The 15,219-nt window shown below is 59.3% G+C and carries 12 protein-coding genes and 1 pseudogene; 10 read left to right on the forward strand and 3 right to left on the reverse strand.

The window, feature by feature from the left end; translation table 11 throughout:
* Positions 1–399: 399 nt before the first annotated feature.
* Positions 400–915, reverse strand: coding sequence for a CvpA family protein (locus tag U9R81_RS10860; RefSeq protein ID WP_322495472.1), 516 nt, complete (start codon positions 913–915; stop codon positions 400–402).
* 306 nt (positions 916–1,221) lie between these two features.
* Between U9R81_RS10860 and U9R81_RS10865 the strand changes: the two genes are divergently transcribed.
* The 10 genes from U9R81_RS10865 to U9R81_RS10905 all read left to right on the forward strand — a co-directional run bounded on the left by U9R81_RS10865 (position 1,222) and on the right by U9R81_RS10905 (position 13,152).
* Positions 1,222–3,300, forward strand: a complete 2,079-nt coding sequence (locus U9R81_RS10865; protein WP_322495483.1) for a serine protein kinase — start codon at positions 1,222–1,224, stop codon at positions 3,298–3,300.
* 114 nt (positions 3,301–3,414) lie between these two features.
* Positions 3,415–4,524, forward strand: a complete 1,110-nt coding sequence (locus U9R81_RS10870; protein WP_416180955.1) for a DUF444 family protein — start codon at positions 3,415–3,417, stop codon at positions 4,522–4,524.
* A 24-nt stretch (positions 4,525–4,548) separates the two neighbouring features.
* Entirely contained in the window at positions 4,549–6,882 is a 2,334-nt protein-coding gene (locus U9R81_RS10875; RefSeq protein WP_322495474.1) for a SpoVR family protein, read from the forward strand.
* On the forward strand, positions 6,879–7,742 hold the full coding sequence (gene prmC / locus U9R81_RS10880) for a peptide chain release factor N(5)-glutamine methyltransferase (protein WP_322495475.1): 864 nt from the start codon (positions 6,879–6,881) through the stop codon (positions 7,740–7,742). The genes U9R81_RS10875 and prmC overlap by 4 nt, the downstream gene beginning before the upstream one ends.
* Positions 7,743–7,799: 57 nt before the next feature.
* Positions 7,800–8,447 carry a hypothetical protein gene (locus U9R81_RS10885; RefSeq protein ID WP_322495476.1) on the forward strand — a complete coding sequence of 216 codons (648 nt, stop codon included), beginning with the start codon at positions 7,800–7,802 and terminating at the stop codon, positions 8,445–8,447.
* On the forward strand, positions 8,444–9,397 hold the full coding sequence (locus U9R81_RS10890) for an alpha/beta hydrolase (RefSeq protein WP_322495477.1): 954 nt from the start codon (positions 8,444–8,446) through the stop codon (positions 9,395–9,397). The genes U9R81_RS10885 and U9R81_RS10890 overlap by 4 nt, the downstream gene beginning before the upstream one ends.
* An 852-nt stretch (positions 9,398–10,249) precedes the next feature.
* A complete protein-coding gene (locus tag U9R81_RS20080; RefSeq protein WP_416180956.1) occupies positions 10,250–10,486 on the forward strand; it encodes a M23 family metallopeptidase in 237 nt (78 codons plus the stop codon).
* A gap of 329 nt (positions 10,487–10,815) precedes the next feature.
* On the forward strand, positions 10,816–11,079 hold the full coding sequence (locus U9R81_RS10895) for a hypothetical protein (protein WP_322495478.1): 264 nt from the start codon (positions 10,816–10,818) through the stop codon (positions 11,077–11,079).
* A 689-nt stretch (positions 11,080–11,768) separates the two neighbouring features.
* Positions 11,769–12,383: an ABC transporter ATP-binding protein gene (locus U9R81_RS10900; RefSeq protein ID WP_322495479.1), complete on the forward strand. Its 615-nt coding sequence runs from the start codon at positions 11,769–11,771 to the stop codon at positions 12,381–12,383.
* Between the two features lie 28 nt (positions 12,384–12,411).
* Entirely contained in the window at positions 12,412–13,152 is a 741-nt protein-coding gene (locus tag U9R81_RS10905) for a heme exporter protein CcmB (protein WP_322495480.1), read from the forward strand.
* A gap of 55 nt (positions 13,153–13,207) precedes the next feature.
* Here the strand turns inward: U9R81_RS10905 and U9R81_RS10910 are convergent, their stop codons facing one another.
* Together U9R81_RS10910 and U9R81_RS10915 are read right to left on the reverse strand one after the other, a co-directional pair.
* Entirely contained in the window at positions 13,208–14,902 is a 1,695-nt protein-coding gene (locus U9R81_RS10910; protein WP_322495481.1) for a methylmalonyl-CoA mutase family protein, read from the reverse strand.
* 126 nt (positions 14,903–15,028) lie between these two features.
* A pseudogene (locus tag U9R81_RS10915) lies at positions 15,029–15,219 on the reverse strand (ComF family protein); the annotation flags it as partial.

Here is a 15,219-nt window from a genome sequence, read left to right on the forward strand (position 1 = left end):
GCCGCCGCCCGCGCCGCTGCCCGCGAACGCTTCGCCGCCGATCGCCTGCTGCCGCGCTACGAGGCGTTGTACGCCGAGCTAGCGCAACGACCCAAGGGAGTTACCCAACAATGAAGATACGAGCATACGTAACTACCGCATCAGCAGCCTGATCAGAATGTCTCCTATCCCGCTATACTCCATTTACCCAATAACTCTTTGCGGAGCCGGACAGCCGCTCTATTGCGCCTTTGCGTTATCCCCCCTCCCCCAGCGGGGGAGGGGCCGGAGGTGGCCCCCACCCCCAGCCCACTCACGCCCCACTATAAAAACCCTCTGCGCCCTTCGCGCTCCTTGGCGCCTTTGCGTTTGGAGACAGACAGCCGTCCGTCGCTACATCTCTCCCTCTGCGTCTTGCCGTTACGGCAAGATGCCAAACTCGTTGAAGGTGCGCACCGCTGCCGCAAACAGATCCGGCAGCAACAACGTCAGCGGTTCACCCAATCGCAACATCCAGCCGGCTAAGAGCGAACTCTGCAACCACCCGCTCCACGGTTCGACCGGAAACACCACCAGCACGATCAGCACCGCCGTCACCGCGATCACACCCTGCACCAAGCCCAACAACGCCCCCAGTAGATGGTCAAGCCAGCCGAGAAACATCAAACCGGCCATCGAATGCAACAGCGACGCGATCAGGCTGGCAACACTGCTAACCAGCAACAACACCGCAATAAAGCCTAACGCCTGCGCCAGATTCGGATCGGTAATGAACGAACCCAGCCACACCGCCACCTCCGTCCCATATTGGCCGGCCAGCATAAACCCGACCACGACCCCCACCACGGCCAGCACTTGCCGGATCAACCCCCAATACAGGCCCAGAATCGCAAATAATCCCAGCGCCACGACAATCGCAATATCAACATTCGTCATTGACACGCCTCCTTGAACAAATGATCAACGCGACATAAAGTCCTTGACGGGCGATTGACACCTTGCTATAATGCTATCACCTGAAAGATTCCTCGTTCCGCTTCCCAGAGCACGCAAAGCTGTCGCATACGGCGCGCGAGCTCACTGGCATGCGGCATCACCGCCGCGCTACTGCCAGTTCGCACCCTGCACGTTGGCATCCCGGTTGTGGCAACGCATCATCGAGAAGATGCTACTGCCTGCGACCCATCAAACGCTTCGCCGGATCGCCGGCGGAGACATCCCTCAGCAGGAGGACGTATGAACATGACCTTATCCGGTTTTGAGCTGATGAAGATGATTGGCGAGCAGCAGGATCGCCGCCATTTTCAACAGCTCAACTGGCGCGGCACTTTCGCCGAGTATCTCGACATTGTCGCCCGCAAGCCACAAGTTGCCCGCAACGCCTTTCAACGAGTCTACGACATGATTATGTCGTATGGCACCGAGGAATTTATCGACGCCAAGAAGCGCCTCATCCGTTACAAGTTCTTCTCCGATGAGTCGTTTGATGGCGACGATGCCGTCTTCGGGCTTGAGATCCCGCTTATGCGGCTGGTCAACTTCTTCAAGGGCGCTGCCCGCGGCTACGGCACCGAAAAGCGCGTGTTGCTCCTGCACGGCCCGGTCGGTTCATCGAAATCAACTATCGTGCGCCGGCTTAAACGTGGCCTCGAGCACTATTCGCGCACCGAAGATGGCGCATTATACACCTACGACTGGTACCCCGGCGTGATCGAACACCACGACACCTTCGATTGGCGCCAAGTGCCGGAATCGGAATGGGAAAAGTGCCCGATGCACGAAGAGCCGCTGCACCTGATCCCGCGCGACCTGCGCGCCAGCTTTATCGAGCGCCTGAACGAGAACCTCGACCCTGATCGCCAGATCCGGATCGAAGGCGACCTCTGCCCGGTCTGCCGTTTCCACTTCCGCGAGCTGATGCAGCGCTACGACGGCGATTGGCTCAAGGTCATGAACCATGTGCGCGTCCGCCGACTGGTCTTCAGCGAGCAGGATCGGGTCGGGATCGGCACCTTCCAGCCCAAAGATGAGAAGAATCAGGATAGCACCGAGCTGACTGGTGATATTAACTATCGCAAGATCGCGATCTATGGCTCCGACTCCGATCCGCGCGCCTTTAACTTCGACGGCGAGTTTAATATCGCCAACCGTGGCATTATCGAGTTTGTCGAGATGCTCAAGCTCGATGTCGCCTTCCTCTACGACTTGCTCGGCGCGTCGCAAGAGCATCGTATCAAGTCCAAGAAATTTGCGCAAACTGACATCGATGAGGTGATCATCGGCCATACCAACGAGCCGGAATACCGCCGTCTCGAGAATAACGAGTTCATGGAGGCGCTGAAAGACCGCACGGTGCGCATCGATATTCCCTACGTCACTCGCTTGCGCGATGAGGTGCGGATCTACGAGCGCGACTTCAACAAGAAGAAGGTGCGCGTCCATATTGCACCCCATACGCTTGAGATGGCAGCGATGTGGGCCGTGCTCACTCGCCTCGAAGAGCCGAAGAAGCCCAACTTGACCCTGTTGCAGAAACTGAAGCTGTACAACGGCAAGACGTTGCCCGGCTTCACCGAAGACAACATCAAGGAGCTGCGCAAAGAGGCGGTGCGCGAAGGTATGGAGGGCATTTCGCCGCGCTACATCCAAGACAAGATCTCGAATGCGCTAGTCAGCAATCAGGAAGAGGGCTACATTAACCCCTTCATGGTGCTGAACGAACTCGAAAGCGGTCTCAAGAACCATGCCCTGATCACCGACGAAGAGCAGCGCAAACGCTACCGCGACCTGCTAGCCATCGTGCGCGAGGAGTATACTGAGATTGTGAAAAACGAAGTGCAACGCGCCATCTCGGCTGACGAAGAGGCGATTAAGCGTCTGTGCGCCAACTATATCGATAACATCAAGGCCTACACCCAGCGCGAGAAGGTGCGCAATCGCTACACCGGCCAGTACGAAGAACCCGATGAGCGCCTGATGCGCAGCATCGAGGAGAAGATCGATATTCCCGAGTCGCGCAAGGATGACTTCCGCCGCGAGATTATGAACTACATCGGCGCGCTGGCGATCGAGGGCAAGACCTTCGATTACCGCACCAACGAGCGGCTGCACAAGGCGCTCGAGCTGAAGCTGTTCGAGGATCAGAAGGATAGCATCAAGCTCACCTCGCTCGTCTCACGGGTGATCGATAAAGACACCCAAGAGAAGATCGATGTGGTCAAGGCGCGTCTGATCCGCGACTTCGGCTACAATGAGCAGTCGGCGACCGATGTGCTCAACTACGTGGCCTCGATCTTCGCCCGTGGCGATACGCGCCGTTAAGGGCCAGACATGCCACGCTGCTAGGGGCAAGGCATGCCTTGTTCCTAGCAACGCCCTATCGTTGCCACGTAGCATACGGTGTTCTCAACTCATCGCAGGGTGCCGTCTATGTCGATGTCAATGAAACGAGCTGAACGCGACCTGAGCCGCTTTCGCGAGATTGTGCGCGGCCGGATTAAAAAAGACCTGCGCAAGTATATGTCACAGGGAGAGTTGATCGGGCGGCAGGGCAAACGCTACGTCAGCATCCCGATCCCGCAGATCGACATCCCGCAATTCCGCTATGGCGCGAAACAAGGTGGCGGCGTCGGGCAGGGTGATGGCGACATTGGCGATCCGATCGCGCAAGGTGATGGCCAGCAAGGCACTGGGCAGGCCGGCGCCGAACCCGGCCAGCATATCCTCGAAGTAGACATCACGATCGAGGAGCTGGCCCAGATTCTCGGCGAAGAGCTGCAATTGCCCAATATTCAGCCGAAAGGCAAGAAGAATCTGATCAGCGAGAAGGATAAGTACAGCGGCATTCGCCGCACTGGCCCCAACTCGCTGCGCCACTTTAAGCGCACCTACCGCGAGGCGCTCCGCCGCCAGATCGCCGCCGGCGAGTATGACCTCGAAGATCCGGTTGTGGTGCCCATTCCCGAGGATATGCGCTATCGTTCGTGGAAAGAGACCCTCGTGCCCGAAAGCAACGCCGTCATTATCTATATGATGGACGTGTCGGGGTCGATGGGGGCCGAGCAAAAAGAGCTGGTGCGCATGACGGCGTTCTGGATCGAGACGTGGTTGCGTTCGCAGTATAAGTCGATCGAGATTCGCTATATCGTGCATGATGCCGCCGCCAAAGAGGTCGATCAGCAGACCTTCTACCACATTCGCGAAGGCGGCGGCACCAAGATTTCGTCAGCGTACAAGCTCTGCAATCGCTTGATCGACGAGCGTTACCCGGCTACCGAATGGAATATCTATCCGTTCCATTTTTCCGATGGCGATAACTGGGGCGGCGGCGATACCCGCGAGTGCGTTGAGCTGCTCAAACGCGAGCTGTTGCCCAAGGTGAATCTGTTCTGCTACGGTCAGGTGCGTTCGCTCTACGGTTCGGGTCGCTTCGCCCACGATCTCGAAGAGTATCTGCGCGGCGACGACCGGGTGGTGATTGCTGAAATTGCCGATCGTGACGATATCTACGACGCGATCCGCGCCTTCCTCGGCAAAGGTCGCTGATCGCCTTAGACGTTTGGTGTGCGTATGAAGAGTACCCGCCTTCCCGCTCATCTCGAACAGGCGCGCCAAGAGATCGAGCAGATTGCCCGTGAATACGGCCTCGATTTCTTCCCCATCATTTACGAAGTGCTCGATTACCGCACGCTTTATGAGACGGCGGCGTTCGGCGGCTTCCCGACGCGCTATCCGCATTGGCGCTTTGGCATGGGGTACGATCAGTTGCTGAAGGGCCATATCTGGGCCGGCAGCACCATCTACGAGATGGTGATTAACAATAATCCTTCGTATGCCTATCTGCTTGAGGGCAACGAAGATGTGACCCAGAAGATGGTGATGGCCCACGTGACCGGCCACGTCGATTTCTTCAAGAACAATATGTGGTTTGCCCACACTAATCGCAAGATGCTCGATACCATGGCAAACCACGCCGCCCGTATCCAGCGCATCATCGACCGCATCGGCTACGATCAGGTGGAAGAGTTTATTGACATCTGTTTGTCGCTGGAAAACCTGATCGACTACCATGCGCCCTACATCCGCCGCCCCGAAGCCGTCACCCCGCGCCCGATCGTCAACGACGAGGAGCCGCCGGTGGTTGAGGGCTTGCCGGTCGAGCGCGAGTATATGCGCGATTACATTAACCCGCCTGAGTTTCTCGAAAAGCAGCGGCGCAAACTTGAAGAAGAGCGCGCCCGTCAACGCCGCTTCCCGGAACATCCGCAGCGCGATGTGCTGCTGTTCTTGATGAATTTTGCCCCACTCGAAAACTGGCAGCATACGGTGCTCGAGATTATCCGCGATGAAGCGTATTACTTCGCACCGCAGGGCATGACCAAGATTCTCAATGAGGGTTGGGCCTGCTTGACTGGCGAGAGTTTGATCATCACTGACCGCGGCCTGATCCCGATGCGCGAAGTCGTGACCCAGCGTCGCCGCACCCGCGTCAGTGATGGCGAGCGCGCGCAGACGGTCTACGATTGGAATGTCTTTACCGCCTATCCGACGGTCACCATTCGCACCCGCGCCGGCTTGACGCTTTCCGGTTCGCATAATCACCGCATTCTGCTCGCCAATGGCGAGTGGCGGCGGCTGGAGGCGCTGCAACCCGGTGATCAGGTGCGGATCGCTGGCGGTACCGAACTGTGGGCCACTGCGCCGGCCACCCTCCGCCGCCGTCCGGCGCTCAAGCGGGTCGCCGCAATGGCGCACATACCAGCAATAGCACACGCTGCTGCCGATCATGTTCGTCGCTACGGCTACCGGCGCGCGCCAGCGACCGTGGTTGATGAGACGGTGGCCGTCCAGCTCGGCGCGCAGTGCGCCACTCGCCCCGACCAGCGCGCGCTGGCCGCGATCTGCCGCTCGCCGCGCCCGCAGGTAGTCGCTTTCCTGCGCGCCTTCTGCGCTAGCGCCAGCCAAACGAATGGCGCTGGGATGCAGCTTATGTGCGCCGATCACGCGCAAGCGGCGACGGTGCAGTTGCTGTTGCTGAACCTTGGCGTAATGGCGCGACGCGAGGGCGCGATCCTGCACATCGCCAATACTGCTGCGCTGGAACGCGCCTTCACCACCCCCGCTGCGCCAACGGTATGGGCTGATGAGGTCGTCGCCATCGAGCATGGCGTCGCCGATGTCTACGACATCTCGGTCACGGAAACGCACCGCTACGCCGCGCAAGGCTTCATCAACCACAATAGCTACTGGCACAGCACGATCATGACCCAGCGCGTCGCTTCGGCGGCTGAGATCGTCTCGTTCGCCGATCTCCATTCAGGGGTGGTTGCAACCAGCGGCGGCAGGCTAAATCCATACAAATTAGGCTTGGAATTGCTGCGTGACATCGAAGATCGCTGGAACAAGGGCAAATTCGGCAAAGAGTACGAAGAGTGCGACGATATCCGGCTCAAGCGCTCGTGGGATAAGCAGCTCGGCCTTGGCCGCCAAAAGATCTTCGAGGTGCGCCGGCTCTATAACGATGTCACCTTCATCGACGAATTCCTCACGCCGGAATTTGTGATGGAACAGAAGCTCTTTACCTTCCGCTATAATCGCGACACTGACCTCTACGAAATCGCTTCCCGCGAGTTCAAAGAGGTCAAAGAGAAGCTGCTCTTCCGGCTCACCAACTTCGGCCAGCCGGTGATCCTCGTCGAAGACGGCAACTACGGCAATCGCGGCGAGCTGTACTTGCGCCACCGCCACGAAGGCGTTGATCTCAAGATCGATTACGCCCGCGAGACGATGCGCAACCTGTTCAAAATTTGGACGCGCCCTGTCCATCTCGAGACGGTGATCGACGAGAAGCGCCGCTTGTTGTCGTTTGACGGGCGTGATTTTAGCGAACGGCGATTAGATTGAGCGACGACGTTACGATCCAACACGCTTTACGCCTTGCGAGCGAACAGTTGCGGGCCGTCAGCGCAACGGCCCGCCTCGATGCCGAACTGCTCCTTGCCCATACGTTAGGGTGGTCGCGGGCAAAAGTGGTTGCCGAGCGTGACTACCCGCTGACGCCTGAACAGCAGGCGATGTTTGCCGCGCTGGTTGCCCGCCGCGCCGCCCGTGAACCGGTCGCCTATCTGATTGGCCACCGCGAGTTCTTTGGCCTTGACCTGCTGGTTGACCAGCGCGTCCTCATTCCCCGCCCCGAAACTGAAGTGCTGGTTGAACTGGCGCTGGCCGAGGCGCGACGCTACGGCAACGCACCGATCACCATCGCCGATATTGGCGCCGGCAGCGGCGCCATCGCGATTGCGCTGGCGATCCATCTGCCGCATGCGATCATCTATGGGGTCGATCTGAGCGCCGATGCGCTGGAGGTGGCCGCAGCTAACGTTGCGCGCTACCATCTGCACGATCGCGTCACGCTGCTTGAAGGCGATCTGCTGGAACCGCTGCCCGGCCCAGTCGATCTGATCGTCAGCAATCCCCCCTACACAATCCTCAACGAGATCGAAGAAGGCGTCTACCGCTACGAACCGCATCTCGCTCTCGATGGCGGCCCAGATGGGCTTGACTGCTACCGCCGGTTAATCGCTGCCGCGCCGGCATACCTCAAACCGCAGGGAGCTATACTATTAGAGATTGGCGCATGGCAAGCTGACTCTGTGGTACACTTACTCAATCAGGCCATGCCGCAGGCTGAAATTGGGGTCCAGTCCGATCTTGCCGATCGCGATCGAGTGGTTTGGGCGCGTAATCCACATGTCATCCGCTGATCTAGCTCATCATTGCCAGATAACGGTATACTATGAGCGGAGATCAGGAGGATTGCTATGACTGCACTCTTTGTCGCGCTCGGTATTGCCATCATCACGCTGCTGTTCATTCTGCTCTGGTACGTGCCGCATCTGTTGCAGCAACAGGCGGCGCGGAGCGAACAAGAAGCATCGCAACTGCGCCTGATGCTGCTCGATATGCTCAACGAGCAAGAAGCCGTGATGCAACGACAATCACAACTCAGCGCGGCGATGACCAATGTGCAACAACAACTCGCCCAACTCACGGCAACCCCGCCGCAACGGGCCGGCGGCGAGCTAGATATGACGGCGGTGCGCCAGTTGGAAGAGCGGATCACGGCGCTGCAACAGCAAATTCAACGCTGGATTGAATCGCGTGGCCAGCAGCAACGCCAGCACGAAGCCAACGACAACGAAGCGTGGGCCAACCTGCTCAGCTTGCTGGCAGCCATTCAAGAGCGCATCGCTCACCTTTCGACCGAACGCACGACAGTTTCTGCCGGCTTGCAAGCGCGCGCGTTATTGGAAGAGCTTGAGCAAGAGATGGCGCACTTGCGCAGCATCTCGGAAGATATTGCCACTCTGCAATGGAGACTGCGCCGATCGCTGCACGAACGCGAAACCAGCGTCGCCCAGTTGCGCGCCCACGCAGTGAATTCTTCCTCAACGGCGAGGCCAGCATGAGCATCATCGTCATTGACAATCAGCGGGTGCATTACGAAGTGTTCGGGCGCGGGAGGCCAGTCGTCTTCCTGCATGGCTGGCTCGGCAGTTGGCGCTACTGGTATACCTCAATGGAGGTTGTTTCGCGCCATTTCCGTACCTACTCGTTTGACTTTTGGGGTTTCGGCGAGTCACGCACGAGTGAGATGCCAACCATCCAAGGCTATTCCAATCAGGTCATCCGGTTCCTCGATGCGATGGGAATCGAGCGAGCGGCGCTGGTTGGGCACTCCATGGGCGGCATGGTTGCGATGAAGACGGCGATCGAATACCCAGAGCGCGTCACCCGCGTGGCTACGGTCGGAGCGCCGATCAACGGCGACTCGCTCTCGTGGATGCTGAAGCTGGTTGACCGCCCCTTCTTCGCCGAATTCTTCGCCCGCCGGCCATGGCTGCGCCGCTCACTCTTCCGCTTCTTCTTCGGCGACTCGCTCGACCCCGAAGTAGATGAGGTGCTCGAAGACAGCACCAAATCTACCGCCGACACCATTCGCGGCGCGATCCATTCGATGTGGCGCACCGATTTGACCCCAATGCTCGACAAGCTGCGCGTGCCGGCGCTGGTGGTACATGGCGCGCGCGACGATATTGTCAACCCCAACCAACTCCAGCTCTTCACCCACGTGCCTATGGCGCAAGTGGTGCGTATGGAGCAGAGCCGCCACTTCCCGTTTGTGGACGAAGCCGACCGCTTCCACGAGATTTTGCTGGGGTTCTTGCAGCAGCCTGATCTGATCGTCTCTACACCCAAAGCAGACACCAAGCCATTGGACACCACAACACCACCACGAGCTGAACCACTGGCGCCGCCAGCGCCTGAACGCAGCAACCCCATCAACAGTAGCGAAGCGCCGCCACCACCGCCACCACGACCGGCGCCACATTCTGCCGTGCCGCCGAGAAGAATGTAGACTTCCTTATATCAGTGCGCGGTGACGCCCCCGCTTGTCATTGGGCGGGGTCGTAGCCCCCGAAGCAATCTCCCCCTTCGGCGGAAAGCATACCTCGTCCGCGCTCGCGGGAGATTGCTTCGCTCCGCTAACGCTCCGCTCGCAAGGACAACCGGAAAGCGGAGGACGCCGCCCCTTTGTCATTGCGAGGGAGCGGCGGCCCGCGCCGAGCGGGGGCCGCCCAACCGAAGCAATCCCCTCCTTCGGCGGAAGCAACCGCTGAGCGGGATCATCCCGCGCTCGCGGGAGATTGCTTCGCTCCACTCGCAAGGACAGGCCAGTATGTCATTGCGAGGGGGCGCAGCCCCCGAAGCAATCTCCTCCTTCGGCGGCAAGGGTGTCGTTTCCGCGCTCGCGGGAGATTGCTGGCTCATCAGGTAGGCGGAGCAGACGGATTGATGTCGTTTCCGCGCTCGCGGGAGATTGCTTCGCCCCGCTCCGCTCGCAATGACATACGGGGAGCGTGGGGGGGCGCCGCCCTTCTGTCATTGCGAGGGGGCGCAACCCCCGAAGCAACCCCCTCCTTCGGCGGAAAGTACCCACTGAGAGGGAGATTGCTACACCGTTTCTAAATCCAGACATTTTGTATGTGATCGCTTCGGAAGATGCACTAGGTAAGGAAGGAAATTACGAGAAGCTAATAAATGCCTTACCAAACCATTTAAGGCCATCTCAACCACTCGCTGTGAAGCCATACACCTTGAAAGAAACAATTCAACAATGCATGGCAATTGCAGATCAACATTCAAGTAGTGAAGTCATTGTTGTATCAGCCTCAGAGCCAAAGGTAATGGGCTTTGGCGCATATGCGGCATCTTTTCATGCCTTGCCCATCTGCGCCAAGACTCTATCACGGTGCGCGAACAGCAAATCATCGCCGCAGGTCAGACGATTGGCGCCTTAGGCAATTCCGGCTTCAGTCCCGGACCACATCTGCATCTGCACTTTATGGATAGTGTCGATCTGCTTACCGCATCGCCCCTGCCAATCACCTTACACGCCGACGGGCGAAGCTATGCACCGCAAGCAGGCGATATGATCGCAAAGTAGCCTTCAGTACCCAGACTGACACCGGCTACCTTCGGCGCGTCAGGTTATTTGGCCACATTTCATTTGCCTGCTAGGCTGCATCGATCGTGCATGATATGCTCTATAACGATGCTCTAACCCAATCGAGCACATCCAATGCACGATCATTGTGCAAAAAGAAGCGCGGGGTATGAACACATCCTCTCGGCATCCTTCACCGCTCTACATGCAACTTGCCTGCCGATGATGTACAAACTATCAGACCACTCAAATCAGCAAGGAGGCGCCACATACCAGCCAAATCACGCCGTGCCATCACGCAGCAAGTCGGGCGTGCCGGTGAGTATTTTGTGGTAGCTGAATTAAACAAGCGTGGGGCATTTGCGGTGCCATTCGCCGGGAATATGCCCAAGATCGATATTATCGCCTGCAACAACGATGAAAGCCGCACCGTGTATCTTCAAGTCAAAACCAAGCGCGGCGGCAAGCATTGGCATTCGAGCATCGTGGGCAGCCAGCCCATGTCACCCAAGAATGACGAAAGCCATTTCTGGATCTTTGTTGATTTGGGTGACGTCAATGCGTACCCGCGCTACTGGATTGCGCCGGAATAGTGGCTCTAGGATACTATTTACACGACGCACCAAGCTTATCTCGCCAAACACGGCGGCATCCGCCCCGGCAACCCCGATTCCACCCACCATTCGATTGACGAGCGCCGGTTGGAATCGTGGCACGACCGTTGGGATATTCTAGGGATTTTTGATTGACGGCGCTGCCTCACCCGGCTATCTGCCGTTACCCTAAATGTCATTACGAGGGGGCACCGCCCTTCCGTCATTGCGAGGGGGCTGCGCCCCCGAAGCAATCTCCTCCTTCGGCGGAAAGGATGCCGTTTCTGTACTCATGGGGGATTGCTTCGCTCCGCTCGCAAGGACAAGCAGAGAGCGGGAGATTGCTTCGCTCCGCTAGCGCTCCGCTTGTAATGACAATCGGAAAGCGGAAAAGATGCCGTTGCCGTGCTCGTGGGGGATTGCTTCGCTCCACTCGCAAGGATAAGCGGGGAGCGGGGGTCGCCGCCCCTTTGTCATTGCGAGGGGGCGTAGCCCCCGAAACAATCTCCTCTTCGGCGGAAAGGATGCCGTTTCTGTACTCGTGGGGAGATTGCTTCGCCGCCTCCGGCGGCTCGCAATGACATACGGGAACGCGGCGCCTCCCCCACCACACACAGCGACCGGCCAAGAATTGGTATAATCTGCATACAGCGCGGGCGGAGCGGCCACGCGGCACGACCGGATACCGTATGCAGCTTCACGTTTCGCAACTGAGCGCCGGGTATGGCGCGCGCACGATTGTGCGCGATATTAGCTTTACCCTCCACCGGGGTGAGGTGTTGGTGGTCAGCGGCCCTAACGGCAGCGGCAAGAGCACCTTGTTGCGGATATTGGCCGGGTTGCAGGTGCCGGCGGCTGGCGCAGCCTATTACGAGGCTGGCGGCAACCGGTTCGATCCGCGTGACGCGCGCCATTTGATCGGGTGGGTCGCGCCTGATTTGGCGCTGTACCGTGAATTGAGCGGGATTGAGAATCTGCGCTTTTTTGCCCGTGTGCGCGGATTGGCCATTTCTGACGCTGCGCTGTACGATCTGCTCGCGCAGGTGGGTTTGGGCAAGCGCGGCGATGACCGGCTGGCGGCGTATTCATCAGGCATGGCCCAGCGTCTGCGCTATGCCTTTGCCCTGCTCCATCGCCCGCCGGTGCTCTTGCTCGATGAGCCGACGGTGACGCTCGATGAGCGGGGGACGGCGGTGGTTGATCAGATTATCGCCGATCAACGCCGGAGGGGCCTCACTGTGATCGCGACTAACGACCCGCGTGAGCTGCGCTATGCTGACCTCTTGCTGAAGCTGGGAGGGTGAGTGGCCCCGCTCTGATTGAGACATAACCGTGATTGAACAAGAATCCTCTCTGATCGACATCCCTGCGCCGCCGCCGAGCGGGATTAGCGCGACGCTCCGCGCCGCGTGGGCGATCTTCCGTAAAGACATCGCCTGCGAACTGCGCACGCGCTACGCGATCAATACCCTGCTGCTCTTTGCGATCAGCGCTGCCACTGCGGTCAGCCTCGGCGTCGGCTTCCTCGGCTTGCGCCGCACCGAAGAGGCGCTGCTGATTCAGTCGGCCCTGCTGTGGATTGCGCTGCTGTTCGCTGCGCTCAACGGTCTCTCGCGCAGCTTTGTCTACGAAGAAGAGGCGCGGACGATGGCAGCCTTGCGCTTGTCGGCAGCGCCTACGGCGGTGTTTCTGGGCAAGTTTTGTTTCAACTTGACGCTGGTGATGGCGCTGAGCGCTGTCACCACGCTGCTCTTCATCGTCTTGCTACGAGTCAAAGTCGGCAGCCCGCTCGCGTTTAGCGCGATGCTGGTCGCCGGCGGGTTGGCCCTTACCTCAGCCACTACCATCATTGCCGCGATCATTGCTCGCGCCAGCTTCAAGGGCGCGCTCTTCGCCGTGCTAGCCTTCCCGTTGCTGGTAGCGCCGCTGATCGTCGCGATTCAAGGCACGGCGCAAACGCTGGAGAATGTCGCGATTGATGTGGTGTTGGGGCCGATTCGCTTTTTGCTGGCCTATGTGGTGGTGACGTTCACCGCCTCGTTGATGCTGTTCCCGTTTGTGTGGGAAGCATGAGGGAGTGGAGAAACATGGAGTGCGGCAGTCGTACTGCCGCACTCCATACACTGGCTTACACGATCACGGTATCTTGCTGGTAGACGCCGAATACCTCGCGCAGCACATCGCACATCTCGCCCAGCGTGCAGTAAGCGCGCACACAATTGAGGATGGCCGGCATCATATTCTCGTTGCCCTGCGCAGCGACACGGAGTTCGGCCAGCCGGCGGGAGACCAGCTCTTGATCGCGCTCGCAACGGACGCGGTTGAGCCGTTCGAGGTGCCGCTTTTCGCCTTCGGGATCCATCTGCAAGATTGGAATCTCGAGCGGCTCGTCGTCTTGGAAGGCGTTGACGCCGACGATAATCCGCTCGCCGCGGTCGATCTCTTGCTGGTAGCGATACGCGGCATCAGCGATCTCGCGGTGGAAGTAGCCGTTGCGGATGGCGGCAATCACCCCGCCTTGGGCATTGATCGCGTCGAAGATCGCCTGTGCTTCGCGCTCCATCCGGTCGGTCAGCGCCTCGACAAAATAGCTGCCGCCGAGCGGATCGACGGTATTGGCGACCCCGCTCTCGTAGGCGATAATCTGCTGCGTGCGCAGCGCAATCGTGACCGCCTTTTCCGACGGCAATGCCAACGCCTCGTCCATCGAATTGGTGTGCAGACTCTGAGTGCCACCGAGCACCGCCGCCAGCGCCTGAATCGCGGTGCGCACGATGTTGATTTCGGGTTGCTGTGCGGTAAGCGAACAACCAGCGGTTTGGGTGTGGAAGCGCAGCCACCACGAACGCTCGTTCTTGGCGCCGTAGCGCTCGCGCATTGCCCGCGCCCAAATCCGGCGCGCTGCCCGGTATTTCGCAATCTCCTCGAAGAAGTCGTTGTGGGCGTTAAAGAAGAAGCTGATCCGCGGCGCGAATTCGTCGATATCGAGCCCGCGCTCGAGCGCCGCTTCGACGTAGGCAAAGCCATCGGCCAGCGTAAAGGCCAGCTCTTGCACGGCGGTGCTGCCGGCCTCGCGAATGTGATAGCCGCTGACGCTGATCGGGTTCCACTGCGGCACGTGGCGGGCAGCGAACTCGATGGTATCAACCACCAAGCGCATGCTCGGCTCAGGCGGGAAGATATACTCGTTCTGGGCAATGTACTCTTTGAGAATGTCGTTCTGGATCGTGCCGCGCAACTGGTTCCACGGAATGCCGCGCTTCTCGGCCACCACCAGATACATTGCCCAAATCATCGCCGCCGGCGAATTGATCGTCATCGAGGTGCTGACCTGATCGAGCGGCAACCCATCGAGCAGAATCTCCATATCGGCCAGCGACGAGACCGCCACGCCGCACTTGCCGAATTCGCCCTCGACCAACGGGTGATCGGTATCGCGCCCGTACAGGGTGGGCATATCAAACGCGATCGACAACCCGGTTTGGCCTTGTTCGAGCAAAAACTTAAAGCGGGCATTGGTCTCTTCGGCGCTGCCAAACCCGGCAAACATGCGCATCGTCCACAGTTTGCCGCGGTAGCCAGTGGGGTGAATGCCACGGGTGAAGGGATACTGGCCGGGGTAGCTGACGTTGCGCAGAAAATGCTCGGTAGGAGTCATGCCATCGTGGGCCAGATCGAGCGGGGTGTAGAGCCGTTCGATCGGCGCGCTGCTGGTGGTCATGAACGGGCCAGTGCGTTCAGGGGCGCGCTTGAGAGCCGGCCAGAGACAGTGCTGTTCCCATTGTTGGTGGGCGGCAGAAAGCTGCTCGATGTCAGACATCATCGTCCCTCCTGACAGACGAATGGTGGATGGCCGCAACTAGATGCACGGCTATACCTATTGTACACCTGATCGAGCCGGCCCAGCGAGACCAGCGTGCGAACGAAATCAGCGGATGCGCGGACGCCTTTATTGTACACCGGTTTTGGCAATCACCGAGCGGGCGAGGGCGAGCGCCGTCACCGACTGCGCACCGGCAGCGCGCAAGGCAGCAGCGCCGGCGGCGAGGGTGGCGCCGGTCGTCAACACGTCGTCGATCAGAATGAGGCGCGGTGGCGGTGGCGAGCGGCCAACCCAGACAAACGCGCCGGTGACATTGG

Origin of the sequence: Chloroflexus sp. (assembly GCF_034435895.1) — a bacterium.
Classification (GTDB): domain Bacteria; phylum Chloroflexota; class Chloroflexia; order Chloroflexales; family Chloroflexaceae; genus Chloroflexus.

Coding starts and splice junctions, on each gene's coding strand:
- U9R81_RS10860 (WP_322495472.1), bottom strand. CDS start 915: ATGACGAATGTTGATATTGCGATTGTCGTGGCGCTGGGATTATTTGCG.
- U9R81_RS10865 (WP_322495483.1), top strand. CDS start 1,222: ATGACCTTATCCGGTTTTGAGCTGATGAAGATGATTGGCGAGCAGCAG.
- U9R81_RS10870 (WP_416180955.1), top strand. CDS start 3,415: ATGTCAATGAAACGAGCTGAACGCGACCTGAGCCGCTTTCGCGAGATT.
- U9R81_RS10875 (WP_322495474.1), top strand. CDS start 4,549: ATGAAGAGTACCCGCCTTCCCGCTCATCTCGAACAGGCGCGCCAAGAG.
- U9R81_RS10885 (WP_322495476.1), top strand. CDS start 7,800: ATGACTGCACTCTTTGTCGCGCTCGGTATTGCCATCATCACGCTGCTG.
- U9R81_RS10890 (WP_322495477.1), top strand. CDS start 8,444: ATGAGCATCATCGTCATTGACAATCAGCGGGTGCATTACGAAGTGTTC.
- U9R81_RS10900 (WP_322495479.1), top strand. CDS start 11,769: ATGCAGCTTCACGTTTCGCAACTGAGCGCCGGGTATGGCGCGCGCACG.
- U9R81_RS10910 (WP_322495481.1), bottom strand. CDS start 14,902: ATGATGTCTGACATCGAGCAGCTTTCTGCCGCCCACCAACAATGGGAA.